The sequence below is a fragment of the Ruegeria sp. genome, assembly GCF_965221235.1.
GTDB lineage: Bacteria > Pseudomonadota > Alphaproteobacteria > Rhodobacterales > Rhodobacteraceae > Ruegeria.
Genome location: NZ_CBDCRS010000004.1, coordinates 1,598,798 through 1,614,436, shown reverse-complemented (window position 1 = coordinate 1,614,436; position 15,639 = coordinate 1,598,798). Strand labels below are relative to the sequence as shown.

The window sequence follows — 15,639 nt, the reverse complement described above, 5'->3', positions numbered from 1 at the left end:
TGAAGGACACAAAAACACACCAACCTGACATCAACCTGTCACGCGGCAAAATACTGTTTGGGCCCGATGAAATTTCTGCTTGTCGAAGACAATATGGACCTCGCGAATGCGGTCAGTTCGCGCATGCGACTGGATGGTCATGTCATTGATCATGCAGCAAATTTAGAGGACGCGACGGCTTTCGTCGAAACCGAAGAATATGACCTTATTCTCTTGGACATCATGCTGCCCGACGGGGATGGCCGAGACTTCCTGAAGCGCCACCGGGCCAGCCGATTGGACACGCCGGTGATCGTTCTGACCGCCCGCAGTCAGGTTTCGGATCGAATCGGTTCGCTTGATCTGGGGGCCGATGATTATGTCACCAAACCCTTCGACCATGCCGAGCTTGAGGCCCGCTGCCGCGCGGTTCTGCGTCGAAAATCAGGCAGCGCGAAGTCGACGATCGAAATGGGCGGCGTGGTGTTTGACCCGGTAGCCGGTCACCTGGCGGTCGGCGGGCAAGTCGTCTCGTTGCGGAACCGTGAATTGCGGATGATGGAGCTTTTTATCAATGCGCCGGGTCAGGTGTTTTCCAAACAGAAACTGTCTGACCGGTTGTTCTCTTATGACGATAACGTGTCGGACAACGCCATCGAGGTCTATGTGGGCCGCCTGCGCAGGCATCTTGAGAACTCGGGCCTGAAAATCACCACTCTGCGCGGCATGGGATACAGGTTGGATCATGACCACTAGCCCGACCGTATCAGGGTCTTTGCGAAACAGGCTTGTACTGACCCTGATCGGAGGTGCGGCAGTATTGGCTGTTCTTCTTTTCTTTGCGGTTCGGAACTATGCCGCGCAGGTGGCTCAGCAGGGGCAGGACAATATCCTTGAGGCATCTGTTGCCTCGATCCTCGATGCCGCTGCGCTCAGGGATGGGGTACTTGAGGTGGACATCCCCTACGCTGCCTTTTCGATGCTGAGCACACCGTCGGATGACCGGGTGTTTTATGCCATCTTTCAGGACGGAGCGTTCCTGTCCGGGTATGAAGATCTGCGTCTGGCGGGCGGGTCCGAGGCCAGCGACTGGTCTTTTACCTCACGGGATCTGCGTGGCGAACGCATCCGGCAGGTCAGCGCCAGCCGAACGCTTGTTGGTTTGGGGCGCCAGACCGAGCTTGAGGTCGTACTGGGCCAGACGCAGGACGCGCTGTCACAGACGCTGGATCAGATTTCACGCAATGCCGCCTTGCTGGGACTGGGATTTTTTATGCTGACAACGGCACTGTCCTTTTGGGTCACGTCATCCACCATCGGTCAGTTGAACAAACTGACGACATCGGTCACGCGGCGCGGTCCGCAGGATTTGAGCCCGTTCAAGAAACCGGTGCCACGGGAAATGGCGCCCCTTGTCATGTCGCTGAATTCGCTGATGGGACGTCTGGATCAATCGCTTAGCCAGTCCGAGGATTTCATTGCCGAAGCCGCCCATCGCGTCCGAACACCGCTGGCAACGGTCAGGTCCTATGCCGAGGCAACGCTTCACCGGGTTGAACGCAAAGATAACCGCGAAGCGCTGCGTGCGATGGTGCGGGCCATCGACGAAAGCTCGCGCGCGGCGGGGCAACTGTTGGATCACGCAATGATTACCTCTCGGGCCGACCGCTTGGAACGCGAGGATGTGGACCTTGTTGAATTGACCAGCGACCTGGTTCAGCGCCTGACGCCGATTGCGGAAATGAAAGAGCTGTCTCTTGCCCTGAACGGAGAGGCATCGGTTCCCTATTCCGGCGATCCTATCCTGATCCAGAACGCGTTGCGCAACATGATCGACAATGCGCTGAAATATGCGCCAGCCGACAGCGTTGTCGAGATTGAGGTGACAGCAAAGCCCGAGGTCAGGGTCAGCGACGCCGGGCCGGGTTTCCCGCCCGATGAGATCGCGCATCTGACCCGGCGGTTCGAGCGCGGTAAAAACGCTACGGGTACGATCGGATCCGGTCTGGGCCTGACCATCGCGCAGGATGTGGCGACCGCCCATGGCGGAACCCTCGTTCTTGAAAACAGGCCAAAGGGGGGCGCATGCGTTATCTTATCGCTTTAGCCATGCTGGTGTTGCCGGAATTGGCATTGGCCGCGGATTGGGAGGATCAACTGATCTTCAACCCCGAGGCCGAGGGTGACCGTCTGCGTGTCATCTCCAGCACCGATACGGTGCTGTTTGCCCCGTTGATCGAGGGCTTTGTCGCGCAGAACCCAACGGTCAGTGTCGAATACCTTGTTTCGGGGACGGCGGATATCGACAAACGCGTTCGCGCAACGCCGGATGCGTTTGACATTGTTGTCTCCAGCGCGATGGACTTGCAGCTGAAGCTGGCCAATGACGGCTATGCCCTCACGCTTGACGATATCGAGACGCCGCGCTGGGCGCAGTGGCATGACAGCCTGTTTTCCTTCACGACCGAACCGGCAGCCATTGTGATCAACCGCGCGGCTTTCGAAGGTCAGGACCTGCCGGTAACGCGTCAGGGTTTGATCGAGACCCTGCGCGAACGCCCCGACGTGTTTCGCGGCAGGGTCGGCACGTATGACGTTCGCCAATCGGGTCTTGGTTATCTGTTCGCAACGCAGGACGCGCGGGCCTCAGAGACATACTGGCGTCTGATGGAGGTCATGGGCAGTCTGGATGTGCGGCTGTATTGCTGTTCCGGTGAAATGATCAACGATCTGGCGGATGGAACCATTCTGGTCGCCTATAACGTGCTTGGCAGCTATGCCGCCGTCCGGACCGAGGGCAAGAACGCCCTCGAGGTGATTTTGCCGACGGATTTTCAAACGATCATGATGCGGACGGCTTTGGTATCGCAGGCAACGCAAGCCCCGGACGCGGCCGAGGCCTTTATCCGCTATCTGGTGGCTGGGACTCCTGCTCCTCAGGAAAGCCAGTCGTCGCTGCCGCCGCTTGCCTCACCGGATGGTTCAGCCGATCGCGAAACGATTGGGCTGAACCCCGCCTTGTTGACCTTTCTGGACGATCTCAAGCGCAAAAAATTCCTGTCCGCATGGGAAAACGCAGTGATTCAATAACGGCGCCTTCCTGTCTTGTGCGCATTCCGCATTGATCAGATCGTTCCCGGCAGCCAATTGTCCGAGGCAAATCAGTTTGCTAACGTCACCCTCGCGTCGGGGAGGGCGCGTAAACCCAAATGCTGGACTATTCGCATAACCCGTGGCTTGTGGCGGCCTCGCTGGCCGTCGCGCTGATGGCAGGCTTTACCGGCCTCTATCTGACCCATGGGGCATCGGGCCTGAAGCCGCAGCAGCGCAAGTTTGTTGTTGCATTGGCAGCGGTCATTCTGGGCGGTGGTATCTGGTCAATGCACTTCGTGGCTATGCTGGGCCTGCAACTGCCGATCCTGTTCTATTACGATGCGTTGATCACCCTGATATCGGCTCTGGTCGCAATCCTGATGGTGGGTCTTGCGCTGCTGTTGCTGCATTTCCGTCCTCGGACGATGCAGACCATGGTAACCGCAGGCGTCATCGTCGGCCTTGGTATCGTGGTGATGCACTATGTTGGCATGGCCGGGATGGAGCTGTGCCGCCCGGTTTACACCTTCTGGGACGTGGCGATATCAACTGTGGCCTCGGTGCTCTTGTCGGTTCTTGCCATCTGGGTGGCCTATGATAATCGCACGCAACGCAACATCCTGCTGGGGACAGTCTGTTTCGGGCTGGCCGTCTTTACCATGCACTTCGTGGCTGCGGGCCTGACCGATTTCATCGCCAGCGACAATGCGGGCGGTACCGGCCCTGCGCTGAACAATCAGGTACTGGCGATGGGGGTCACTGTTTCGGTCTTTCTGATTTGCGGGGCCTTCCTGCTGACCGGGATCAGCTTTATCGGACCCGAGCCCGAAGCAGCACCCGCGCAGACCCCCGCGCCCGAACCGACCGCCTTGCGCGCCGGAGTGCCCTTTGAACGTGAAGGGCAGACCTTTTTTACCGAACCCGGGCGCATCGCCGCCATTCGCGCCGAGGGGCATTACACGGTGCTTTACATGGGGTCCGAGAAACTTTTTTGCCCTTGGTCTATCACTGAAGCCGAAACGCGTCTGACACCAGATGGCTTTCTGCGGGCGCATCGCAGTTATCTGGTGAACCCTAAACATGTTTCAAGCTTTGAGCGTCACAAGGACAACGGCACCTGTTATTTTGACGGGGTTGATGCCTTGGCCAAGGTGCCGGTCAGCCGATCCCGCCTGACGGCCATTCGCGACGCGCTGGGCCTTTAGTCGCAATTCGTGCAGTCTATTCGCAACTCGTGAAACAAGCCGCGCGCTCTGTTCTCGTTGACTGGAACGGCTGACCATCCCGCTTTTTCCTATCCAAAGGTCCCCCAAGGCATACCGCTCGGACCCAGGGAGGAAAAACATGATACCAGCCGGTTTTGAGTATCACCGGCCAGGCGACATCGCCTCGGCCATCGGCATTCTGCAGGAACACGGAGACGAGGCGCGCGTGATCGCGGGCGGGCACAGCCTGATCCCAATGATGAAGCTGCGCATGGCAGAGACGGGCCATCTGGTCGACCTTCAGGCCATTGATGAATTGAAGGGCATTGAGATCGGCTCCGATACCGTAACCTTGGGTGCCATGGTCACGCAGCATGAGCTGATCACCCATGACGGTTTGGCTGAAGCTATTCCGCTGATCCGCGAGGCCGCTTTGCAAATCGCTGACCCTCAGGTGCGTTACATGGGGACGGTTGGCGGCAACGTGGCCAATGGCGATCCGGGCAATGACATGCCGGGGCTGATGTAATGTCTGAACGCGACGTTTGAACTGTCCGGTCCCGATGGCAATCGCAGCGTTGCCGCGCGCGATTTTTATGAGGCCGCGTATTTCACCGCGCGCGAGGATGAGGAAATCCTGACACGTATTTTGATCCCCGTGCCGGGTGCTGGCGTCGGTCAGGCTTATGAAAAGCAAAAGCGAAAGATCGGCGACTACGCGACTGCTGCCGCTGCGGTGATGGTCGGCAACGGAACGGCCTCGATTGCAATGACCAACTTGTCGGACACGCCCGTTTGGTCCGAGGCTGCCAGCGCCGCTCTGGCGGGCGGAGATGTTGAGGGCTGCGTATCGGCAATGCTCGACGTGATTGACCCGGTGGCCGACAATCGCGGCCCCGTCGAATTCAAGAAACACGTGGCCGCCGTAATGTTGCGCCGCGCCATCGACCGTGCGCAAAGCCGCGCGGGTTGAGGAGGGGAAACCATGTCGAAAATGCACGTCAAACTCACCGTGAACGGCAAAGAGGTCGAAGGTCTGGCCGAGCCGCGCACGCTGCTGATCCACTTCCTGCGGGAAGATTTGAAGATCACCGGCCCTCATATTGGCTGCGAAACCAGCCATTGTGGAGCCTGTACCGTGGATATCGATGGCAAATCCGTCAAATCCTGCACCACATTCGTGGCACAGGTGAACGGGGCCGATATCACCACCGTCGAAGGGCTGACCAATGACGATGGCAGCCTTGGTGTGTTGCAAGAGATGTTCCGCGAACATCACGGGCTTCAATGCGGTTTTTGCACGCCGGGCGTGATCACCCGCGCGCATCGCTTGCTGCAGGAAAACCCGAACCCAACTGAAGAGGAAATCCGCTTTGGTATGGCAGGCAACCTCTGCCGCTGCACCGGATACCAGAATATCGTCAAAGCGATCTCGGCCTCGGCTGACATGCTGAATGCACAGAAGGAGGCTGCGGAATGAACGACCAGACCCTGACCCCCGAAGAACGCGCCGCTAACCTCAAAGGCATGGGCTGCGCTCGTAAGCGCGTCGAGGATGTGCGCTTTACCCAAGGCAAGGGCAACTATGTCGATGACATCAAGCTGGACGGGATGCTGTTTGGTGACTTTGTACGCTCGCCCTACGCCCATGCCCGCGTTGTCAGCGTGAACAAAGAGGCGGCTTTGGCCGTGCCCGGTGTTGTTGCCGTTCTGACTGCCGAAGATCTGTCTCCGTTGGGCCTGCATTGGATGCCGACTTTGGCGGGTGACAAGCAGATGGTTTTGGCCGATGGCAAGGTTCTGTTCCAAGGGCAAGAGGTCGCGTATGTCGTGGCCGAAGACCGCTACATCGCGGCAGATGCTGTGGAATTGGTTGAGGTTGAATACGAGGAATTACCCGTTCTGACCGACCCGTTCGAGGCGCTGAAATCCGACATCGTCTTGCGCGAAGACCTTGAAGGTCAGACCGAAGGCGCGCACGGGCCTCGGAAGCATCACAATCATATCTTTACCTGGGAACAAGGCGACAAGGACGCGACCGAGGCCGTTCTGGCCGAAGCCGACGTAGTGGCTGAAGAGATGGTCTATTACCACCGCACCCATCCCTGCCCGCTGGAAACCTGCGGCTGCGTGGCCTCGATGGACAAGGTGACCGGCAAGCTGACGCTTTATGGGACGTTCCAGGCGCCTCATGCGATCCGGACAGTCGTGTCACTGATCTCGGGTCTGGCCGAGCACAATATTCGGGTGATCAGCCCCGATATCGGCGGTGGCTTCGGCAATAAAGTGGGGGCGTATGCAGGTTACGTCTGCTCGGTGGTTGCCTCCATCGTCACCGGCAAGCCGGTGAAATGGGTCGAAGACCGGATGGAGAACCTGATGTCCACCGCCTTTGCTCGTGATTACTGGATGCAAGGCAAGATCGCGGCCACGAAGGATGGCAAGATCACCGGGCTTTGGTGTCATACCACTGCGGATCATGGCGGCTTTGACGCCTGCGCCGACCCGACCAAGTTTCCTGCAGGGTTCATGAATATCTGCACCGGGTCTTATGACATCCCGACCGCCTATCTGGCTGTCGATGGGGTCTATACCAACAAGGCTCCGGGCGGTGTGGCATATCGCTGTTCGTTCCGCGTGACCGAGGCGGCCTATTTCATCGAACGGATGATCGAGGTTCTGGCCATCAAGCTGAACATGGACGCGGCCGAGTTGCGGCGGATCAACTTCATCAAGGCTGATCAGTTCCCTTATCAGTCAGCGCTGGGCTGGGAATATGACTCGGGCGACTATCATACCGCTTGGGACAAGGCGCTGAAGGCGGTGGACTATGACGGTCTGCGCGCGGAACAGGCGCAGCGGGTCGAAGACTTCAAGGCTGGCAAGACCCGTAAACTGCTGGGCATCGGTCTGACGCATTTCACAGAAATCGTCGGCGCTGGTCCGGTGAAAAACTGTGATATCCTCGGGTTGGGTATGTTTGACAGCTGCGAAATCCGCATCCATCCAACTGGCTCGGCAATCGCGCGACTGGGGACAATCTCGCAGGGGCAGGGTCACGCTACGACCTTTGCTCAGATCATCGCCAGTGAGATCGGCTTACCCGCCGATGACATCACGCTAGAGGAAGGTGATACAGATACCGCGCCTTACGGTCTTGGCACCTATGGGTCTCGGTCGACGCCTGTGGCGGGTGCAGCGACAGCCATGGCTGCACGTAAAATCCGCGCCAAGGCACAGATGATTGCGGCTTACCTGCTGGAGGTCCATGACGACGATGTCGAATGGGACGTGGATCGCTTTACCGTCAAAGGCGCGCCTGAGCGGTTCAAGACGATGAAAGAGATCGCTTTTGCCGCCTACAATCAGGCGATCCCCGGTCTGGAGCCCGGTCTGGAAGCGGTCAGCTACTATGACCCGCCAAACATGACCTACCCGTTCGGCGCCTACATCTGCGTCATGGAGATCGACGTCGATACCGGCGAGTGGGAGGTTCGGAAGTTCTATGCGTTGGACGATTGCGGCACCCGGATCAACCCGATGATCATCGACGGGCAGGTCCATGGCGGCGTGACCGAAGCGTTGGCCATCGCGATGGGTCAGGAAATTGCCTATGATGAGATGGGCAACGTAAAGACCGGCACGCTTATGGACTTTTTCCTGCCGACCGCGTGGGAGACGCCGAATTATATCACTGACTATACGGTGACGCCGTCTCCGCACCATCCGATTGGTGCGAAAGGTGTGGGGGAAAGTCCGAATGTAGGCGGTGTGCCTTGCTTCTCGAATGCGGTGCATGATGCGTTCCGACCCTTTGGGTTGGTGCAAAGCCACATGCCGCATGACCATTGGCGGATCTGGAAGATCGCCAACGGGTTGGGGATGCATGGGTAATCGGGTTCGGACCGGCTGATGCCGGTCCGACCGAGGCGGAGGGGGCCAGCCCCCTCCGCACCTCCCCCGGGATATTTTGGCCAGATGAAGATTGGATCCTGGTTTTGACTTTGAGTGACGTTCAGAACGGATTGGCCGGGCAGGGCTATGTTGCAGATGACCGGTTGGCGATGGCGCTGCATCTGGCACAGCAGATGGGGCGGCCCTTGCTGTTGGAGGGGCCTGCGGGCGTGGGCAAGACTGAGGTCGCTAAGGCGCTGGCAGCCCACCGGGACACGCGGCTGATCCGGTTGCAATGCTATGAGGGCCTCGATGCAAGCCACGCCATCTATGAGTGGAATTATCAACGTCAGTTGCTGGCCATTCGCGCCAGCGAAGCGCAGGGCGGGACCAGTGAGGCGCAGCTGTTCACGGACGACTACTTGCTGAAACGACCTTTGTTAGAGGCTATTTCTGCGGAAACACCCCCCATTTTGTTGATTGATGAGATTGACCGTGCGGATGAAGAGTTCGAGGCGTATTTGCTGGAAGTCCTGTCGGATTTCCAGATCACAATTCCCGAGCTTGGCACGATTTCGGCGCGGTCGAAGCCCATCGTTATCCTGACTGCGAACGGCACGCGGGACCTTTCAGATGCGCTGCGCCGTCGCTGTATGTACAGCTTTCTCGACTACCCCACGAAAGAGACGGAAATGGCGATCCTTCGTGCGCGGATGCCGCAGATCGAAGGGCTTTTGGCCCGTCAGATCATTGGCGTGGTGCAGGCGCTGCGGAAAGAAGATCTGGAGAAAACACCAGGTATCGCCGAGATGCTGGACTGGGCGGCAGCACTGTCCGGTCTTGGGGTCAACGATCTGGCGCAGTCACACGACGAAGTTCAGGCGACGCTCGTTTGCCTGCTGAAAACCGCCGCCGACTACGATGCCGCCCCGCCCCAAGTGATGGATCGACTGATCGGAAAGGTGGCGTGATGCAGGTGACTCGGTTTCCTTCTCGCGCCGGTGGATTGGCGGATCGGATGTCCAGTTTCATCGCGCATCTCCGAATGAATGGGCTGCGCGTTGGCCCGCGGGAAACCGGGGATGCTCTGGCCGCATTGTCAGCGGTCAAAGCGACGGACTCAGAGCAGGTCCGGCAAGCGTTGTGCGCTGTACTGGCCGGCGATGCCGAGGATTGGCGGAGGTTCGACGAACTGTTCGATGCCTATTGGTTTAATGCCGGTAAGCAACGCCAAGGCAGCGCTCAGTCTTCGCATGTCCGAGTTCAGTCCGCCAAGCCGATGATCTGGCAGCAGCCAGCAGAACAGGGCCATCACGAAATGGATGCGGATACGGGTCAGGAGATCCCACCTGATCCGAGCGATGGGGAGGCCGTGGGGAGAGACGGGAAGCTGATTGCAACCCGTACGGCCAACCTGTCGCGTCGAGATTTGCGGGAATTGATGGATGAACAGAGCCTAATTCAGGCAGAAAAGGCCGCATTGGCTTTGGCGCGAGCGATCCAGGATCGCCGGTCACGCCGCCAAAGGAAGGCGTTGCGCGGGCCTGCGCTGGATATGCGGCGGATACAGCGGGCCAGTCTGGCACGGGGGGGCGAGCCGATTGATCTGTATCGTCGGGCGCGCCCGCCGCGGCCGATGCGGATTGTGGCTTTGTGCGATGTGAGCGGTTCGATGACCGTCTATTCGCGCGTGTTTCTCGCCTTTCTCAAAGGGTTGATTGGCAGCGGGACCGAAGCGGATGCTTACCTGTTTCACACCCGTCTGATGCGGGTGACAGATGCGCTGCGCGATCATGACAGCATCCGCGCGGCCGGGCGCTTGTCACTGATGGCCGAGGGGTTCGGCGGTGGCACCGATATCTCGGGTAGTCTTGAGTCGTTTCTGTCCGGTTACGGTGCGCGCGCGCTGAACGGTCGGACCATCGTGCTGATCCTGTCGGATGGCTATTGCAGTTCTGACCCGCAGGCGCTGGGCGATGCGCTGGCGCGTATCCGGCGCAAGGCGCGGCGGATCGTATGGCTAAATCCGCTGAAAGGCTGGCACGAATACCAACCCATTGCAGCCGCGATGCAGACGGCTGAACCTTATCTGGATGCACATTTGCCTGCGAATACATTGGACGCTCTGGCCGCGCTCGAACCTGAGTTCCGGAAGCTGTAGAAGGAGTCTAATATGGGCAATTTCGATATTTTTGACACCATAGAACAGCTGCGCCAGACCGGAGAGGCGTTCTGTGTCGCCACGGTTTTGCGCACGGCAGATGCAACTTCGGCCAAGGCTGGGGGCAAGGCGGCGATCACGCGGGATGGGCGCATTCTGGGGCATCTTGGCGGGGCCTGCGTGCAGCGTGCGGTAAGAACTTTGGCGCAGTCGGCGTTGGCCAGTGGTGCGCCGCAGATGATCCGGGTCAAACCTTCGGAAAAGGTGGTGAGCATGACCGACCCCGATGGAGTACAAACTTTCAAAAGCGGCTGCCCGTCCGGTGGCACGGTCGATCTGTTGGTCGAGCCCTACCAGCACGCGCCGAGACTGGTGATCTTTGGCGAGTCGCCCATTGCCAAAGCTCTGGCCGTTCATGGCGCGTTGACCGGGTTTCGCGTGTGCATCAGCGAAACTGCCGAGATTGAAGGCCCCTTCCAGCGCTTCACCTCCGGTACCGTTGAAGATCTTGGGATTGAGGCGCGGGATTTCGTGGTTGTGGCATCTCAGGGCCGAGGGGACGGCGATGCGCTCAGGGCGGCGTTGCAAACCGATGCGGCCCGCGTTTCCATGGTGGCCAGCCGCCAAAAGGCTGATACGCTGACGGCGAAACTCATCGCTCAGGGGTTGGACCCGGTGCGGGCGGGGCAGCTTAAATCGCCGGCGGGGCTGGATATCCACGCGATCGATCCGCACGAGATTGCCTTGTCGATCCTGGCCGAAATCGTGCTTTGGCGAAACACCGACAAGACGAGGGAGGCGTCTGATGATGAGAAACGTGCTTAACCGCTTGCGGGCTTTGTGGCCTGCGCGCCCCGAACAAACGCCGGAAGAGGCGACTGAGACCGCGCTTTTGGTTTACCCAAGATGTTGTTGAACAAAGGACATATGAATGGAACTGAGTGACGAAATCCGCATCTCTGCCCCGCGGGATGTGGTCTACAAGGCCTTGAACAACCCCGAAATATTACAGGAGTGCATTCCGGGCTGTGAAGAGTTGATCCAGAATTCACCCGAAGAGCTTGAGGCCAAGGTCGTTCTGAAAATCGGCCCGGTCAAAGCCAAGTTCGCCGGAGAGGTCACGCTCGACAATTCCAACGCGCCCGGCGGGTTTTCCCTGACCGGTGAAGGCAAGGGCGGTGCTGCGGGCTTTGCCAAAGGCGGAGCCGAGGTGACACTGACCGAAGATGGCGATGAGACGGTTCTGGCTTACACGGCGAGCGTTGATGTCGGTGGCAAGATTGCCCAGCTGGGCAGTCGCCTGATCGCGGGTACGGCCAAGAAGCTGTCGGGAAAGTTCTTCACCCGTTTCGGTGAGATCGTATCCGAGCAGTCGGTATCCTGATCTCAGCTAGCGGCCCGATTTGCCGCCTTAATCGGAATCAAAGCACCTGTGATGAGCCGCGCGAATGTGCGGCTCGTTTTGGTGCGGCTATGACAGGTGGGTAATCCGACAGAAATGGCTAAAACTTCAATGAAGTTAGGCATCTAGGTCGTTTATATTTGGGGATTTGGTGCCCAGGAGAGGACTCGAACCTCCACGTCCATACGGACACTAGCACCTGAAGCTAGCGCGTCTACCAATTCCGCCACCTGGGCAGGTGTCGTGAGGGGGCGTTTAAGCCCAGCAGCGAGGGGCGTCAACCAGATTCGCCGAGATTTTTGAAAGTTTTTTGACCCGCTCCCGAAACCTTCAGAAAATCGGAGGTTTTTCCCGTACGCGCGGCGTTATTGCGCCTTGTTTGCCGGGGCTATGGGCGGTAGATCGGGTCAAGACCCATCAGTAGGAGCACTCGCATGTCCAAACTGGTCACGATTTATGGCGGATCGGGATTTGTCGGCCGGTATATCGCCCGGCGCATGGCAAACGAAGGATGGCGTGTGCGTGTTGCGGTGCGCCGCCCCAATGAGGCGATGTTCGTCAAACCTTATGGCGTGGTTGGACAGGTCGAGCCGATGCTGTGCAATATCCGCGATGACGCCTCGGTTGCGGCGGTCATGCACGGAGCCGATGCGGTGGTGAATTGCGTGGGTGTGCTGAACGAACTGGGCAAGAACGAGTTTAATGCGGTACAGGCCGAAGGGGCGGGACGGATCGCACGTATTGCTGCGGAACAGGGCGTGGCGCGGATGGTGCATATCTCAGCCATCGGTGCAGATGCCGAGTCGGACAGCGAATATTCCCGAACCAAGGCACAGGGTGAGGCGGGCGTGCTGGCCCATATGCCGAATGCGGTGATCTTGCGCCCGTCGATCATCTTCGGGACAGAGGATCAGTTCTTTAACCGTTTCGCCGGGATGACCCGTATGGGGCCGTTTCTGCCTTTGGTCGGTGCGGATACAAAATTCCAGCCGGTCTATGTGGATGACGTGGCCAAGGCGGCTGTTCAGGGCGTTCTGGGGCAGGCCGAGGCAGGCACCTATGAGTTGGGCGGGCCTGAGGTCAAAAGCTTCCGCGCGTTGATGCAGCAAATGCTGGATGTGATCTACCGCCGCCGTGTCATCATCGGAATTCCGTTCTTTGCCGCAAAGATCATGGCAGGCGTGCTGGATATCGTGAAATTCGTCAGTTTCCAGCTGTTCCCGAACCCTATCCTGACCCGCGACCAGTTAAAGAACCTGCGCCGCGATAATGTGGTGTCTGACGGAGCGAAGGGTCTTGGTGATCTGGGTATCGAGGCGGTCACTCTGGAATCTGTCTTGCCGGATTACCTGTGGAAATTCCGCCCCTCGGGTCAATATGACGAGATTCAGAAATCGGCCGACAACCTGCGAACCTGATCAGCTATAGGCAATCACCAGCAGGATTGTGCCCAGGATTACCCGATAGATGACATAGGGTGTAAAGCTGACGCTGCGCAGCAGTCGCATCATCAGAGATAGTGCCAACAAGGCTGAAACAAAGGCGAAGGCGGCTGCAATGGCCCCGTCTTTGGCCAACTGCGCGTCCGCCTCGTGGATCACGTTCACTGATAGCAACACGCCCGAGGCCAGAATTGTCGGGATCGACATCAGCATTGCGATCCGCGCGCCGTCTTCCCGGCTGTACCCAAGGTGCCGCGCGCCTGTGATGGTGATGCCCGAGCGCGAAGTGCCGGGAATAAGCGCCAAAACCTGCCACAGCCCCATAATGGCCGCGTCCCGCAGGCTCCAGTCGTTGGTCTGTTTGGTCTGCGGGCCTTTCTGATCCATCCAATACAGCAGAAGGCCGAACCCCAGCATGGTCCACCCGATCACGGCCATTGAACGCAGAGATTGGCTTAGCCCGGTTTTGAACAGGATGGCCCCAACGATGACCGTGGGAATCGTTGCAACGATAAGTCCCATAGCCAGCCGGGATTGCGGCGTATCAACCCGCCCGGTCAGGGCGTGGGGCAGGCCCGCGATTGCCTGTTTGACGTCGGACCAGAAATACAGAACCACGGCCCCGAGTGTCCCGACATGAACGGCGACGTCGATGGCAATCCCCTGATCGTCCAGCCCGGTCAGGCTGGGCAACAGGATCAGATGACCTGATGACGAGATTGGCAAGAACTCTGTGATCCCCTGAATGATCGCCACGAGAATCAATTGGAAAAGACTCATCTGCCCTGCCGCGCTGTCGCCATGCTTTGTTTGATTTTAGGGGTATAAGGGCGGCACCGGAAAGAAAAGCACGCAAATAGGTCCGATTCGGATTTAAATTTCCTCATATTTTTCAATCTGAGAGCTTTGAGGGGTAAATATTTTTAAAGTAGGTCAGTATAATTGACTTTTAATCCTGTATACCATCCCGTAAGGAGTTTTCACCAAGCCAATTCATGGAGTCTGACCCGTGGCCAAGCAACCGATGCTGAAATTTGTACAGATCGACCGGGACATGCCGGAAAAACGTGCCGCCGAGGTGCGCAAAGAGGACTTCAACGAAATCTACGCGGAATATGCGTCGGCCAAGGCGCAAGAGCAGGCCAGCCGCTGTAGCCAATGTGGTGTGCCATATTGCCAGTCGCATTGCCCGCTGCACAATAACATCCCCGACTGGTTAAACCTGACCGCGACGGGCCGTCTGGAAGAGGCCTACCAGACCAGCCAGGCCACCAACACCTTCCCTGAGATATGCGGCCGTATCTGTCCGCAAGACCGTCTGTGCGAAGGCAACTGCGTCATCGAACAGTCCGGCCACGGAACCGTGACCATCGGAACGATTGAAAAATACATCACCGACACCGCGTGGGACAACGGCTGGGTGAAGCCCGTCGTTCCGACCGCAGAACGGAGCGAAAGCGTTGGCATCATCGGCGGTGGCCCCGGTGGGCTGGCCGCGGCAGATATGCTGCGTCGTGCGGGGATTCAAGTCACTGTCTATGACCGCTATGACCGCGCGGGTGGTCTGCTGATGTACGGTATTCCGGGCTTCAAACTGGAAAAGGACATCGTTCAGCGCCGCAATGATTTGCTGGCCGATGGCGGCGTTTCGTTTGAATTGAATTGCGACGTGGATGCCGCGAAATTCGAAGAAATTCGAGCCAAGCATGACGCCGTGATCATCGCGACCGGCGTTTACAAGTCGCGCGACCTGTCCATGCCCGGCAGTGGGTTAAATGGAATCGAGAAGGCTATCGACTTCCTGACTGCCTCGAACCGCAAAAGCTTTGGTGATGAGGTCGCGGATTTCGACAATGGGCGCTTGAATGCGCAAGGAAAGAAGGTCGTTGTAATCGGCGGTGGTGATACCGCAATGGACTGTGTGCGCACCTCGATCCGTCAGGGGGCAACCTCAGTCAAATGCCTGTACCGTCGTGACCGCGCAAACATGCCGGGCTCGCAGCGGGAAACGCAGAACGCCGAGGAAGAAGGCGTGATCTTCGAATGGCTTAGCGCGCCCAAAGGTTTCACCGGCGATGACACGGTGTCCGGCGTGATGGTGCAGAAGATGCGTTTGGGTCAGCCCGATGCCTCCGGTCGTCAGGCCCCCGAAGTGATCGAAGGCGCGGATTACGTGGAAGATGCCGATCTGGTGATCAAGGCGTTGGGCTTCGAGCCCGAAGACCTGCCCACTCTGTTCGGCCAGCCCGACCTGCCCGTCACCCGCTGGGGCACCGTTAAGGCCGCATTCCAGACCGGTGAGACCGAGATGGACGGCGTTTACGCGATTGGGGACATCGTGCGCGGTGCGTCTCTGGTCGTGTGGGCGATCCGCGACGGCCGCGACTGCGCTGACGCGATCCTCGACCGGTTCAATGCCAAAGCGACCATCGCCGCCGAATAACCCAACGCCCAGCGACAGGA

The 15,639-nt window shown here is 58.7% G+C and carries 13 protein-coding genes, 1 tRNA gene and 1 pseudogene; 13 read left to right on the top strand and 2 right to left on the bottom strand.

The features are described from left to right. Window positions 1-66 precede the first annotated feature (66 nt). The 11 genes and pseudogenes from ACOQOY_RS11125 to ACOQOY_RS11075 all read left to right on the top strand — a co-directional run bounded on the left by ACOQOY_RS11125 (window position 67) and on the right by ACOQOY_RS11075 (window position 11,716). Entirely contained in the window at window positions 67-735 is a 669-nt protein-coding gene (locus tag ACOQOY_RS11125; protein ID WP_420585484.1) for a response regulator transcription factor, read from the top strand. Beyond that, window positions 725-2,086: a sensor histidine kinase N-terminal domain-containing protein gene (locus ACOQOY_RS11120; RefSeq protein ID WP_420585483.1), complete on the top strand. Its 1,362-nt coding sequence runs from the start codon at window positions 725-727 to the stop codon at window positions 2,084-2,086. Before ACOQOY_RS11125 ends, ACOQOY_RS11120 begins: the two co-directional genes overlap by 11 nt. Further along, entirely contained in the window at window positions 2,065-3,069 is a 1,005-nt protein-coding gene (locus ACOQOY_RS11115) for an ABC transporter substrate-binding protein (RefSeq protein WP_420585482.1), read from the top strand. Before ACOQOY_RS11120 ends, ACOQOY_RS11115 begins: the two co-directional genes overlap by 22 nt. A 119-nt stretch (window positions 3,070-3,188) precedes the next feature. Further along, window positions 3,189-4,277 (top strand): MHYT domain-containing protein, encoded by a 1,089-nt coding sequence (locus ACOQOY_RS11110; RefSeq protein WP_420585481.1) that lies wholly within the window; start codon window positions 3,189-3,191, stop codon window positions 4,275-4,277. Window positions 4,278-4,416: 139 nt separating this feature from the next. Beyond that, window positions 4,417-5,250 (top strand): annotated as a pseudogene (locus ACOQOY_RS11105) (FAD binding domain-containing protein). Between the two features lie 12 nt (window positions 5,251-5,262). Further along, a complete protein-coding gene (locus tag ACOQOY_RS11100) occupies window positions 5,263-5,757 on the top strand; it encodes a (2Fe-2S)-binding protein (protein ID WP_420585480.1) in 495 nt (164 codons plus the stop codon). Further along, a complete protein-coding gene (locus tag ACOQOY_RS11095; RefSeq protein ID WP_420585479.1) occupies window positions 5,754-8,171 on the top strand; it encodes an aerobic carbon-monoxide dehydrogenase large subunit in 2,418 nt (805 codons plus the stop codon). Before ACOQOY_RS11100 ends, ACOQOY_RS11095 begins: the two co-directional genes overlap by 4 nt. 104 nt (window positions 8,172-8,275) lie before the next feature. After that, window positions 8,276-9,142, top strand: a complete 867-nt coding sequence (locus tag ACOQOY_RS11090) for an AAA family ATPase (RefSeq protein ID WP_420585478.1) — start codon at window positions 8,276-8,278, stop codon at window positions 9,140-9,142. Further along, window positions 9,142-10,332: a vWA domain-containing protein gene (locus tag ACOQOY_RS11085; RefSeq protein ID WP_420587237.1), complete on the top strand. Its 1,191-nt coding sequence runs from the start codon at window positions 9,142-9,144 to the stop codon at window positions 10,330-10,332. Before ACOQOY_RS11090 ends, ACOQOY_RS11085 begins: the two co-directional genes overlap by 1 nt. 12 nt (window positions 10,333-10,344) lie before the next feature. Next, entirely contained in the window at window positions 10,345-11,157 is an 813-nt protein-coding gene (locus tag ACOQOY_RS11080) for an XdhC family protein (protein WP_420585477.1), read from the top strand. A gap of 106 nt (window positions 11,158-11,263) precedes the next feature. Next, window positions 11,264-11,716, top strand: coding sequence for a CoxG family protein (locus ACOQOY_RS11075; protein ID WP_420585476.1), 453 nt, complete (start codon window positions 11,264-11,266; stop codon window positions 11,714-11,716). A 167-nt stretch (window positions 11,717-11,883) separates the two neighbouring features. Here the strand turns inward: ACOQOY_RS11075 and ACOQOY_RS11070 are convergent. Continuing rightward, window positions 11,884-11,970: transfer RNA gene (locus tag ACOQOY_RS11070), tRNA-Leu, on the bottom strand. A gap of 198 nt (window positions 11,971-12,168) precedes the next feature. On the opposite strand from ACOQOY_RS11070, the gene ACOQOY_RS11065 reads away from it, so the two are divergent. After that, window positions 12,169-13,152, top strand: coding sequence for a complex I NDUFA9 subunit family protein (locus ACOQOY_RS11065; protein WP_420585475.1), 984 nt, complete (start codon window positions 12,169-12,171; stop codon window positions 13,150-13,152). On the opposite strand, the gene ACOQOY_RS11060 is transcribed toward ACOQOY_RS11065, so the two are convergent. After that, window positions 13,153-13,956, bottom strand: coding sequence for an undecaprenyl-diphosphate phosphatase (locus tag ACOQOY_RS11060; protein ID WP_420585474.1), 804 nt, complete (start codon window positions 13,954-13,956; stop codon window positions 13,153-13,155). A 229-nt stretch (window positions 13,957-14,185) separates the two neighbouring features. On the opposite strand from ACOQOY_RS11060, the gene ACOQOY_RS11055 reads away from it, so the two are divergent. After that, entirely contained in the window at window positions 14,186-15,619 is a 1,434-nt protein-coding gene (locus ACOQOY_RS11055) for an NAD(P)-dependent oxidoreductase (RefSeq protein ID WP_420585473.1), read from the top strand. The last annotated feature ends 20 nt before the right edge of the window (window positions 15,620-15,639 follow it).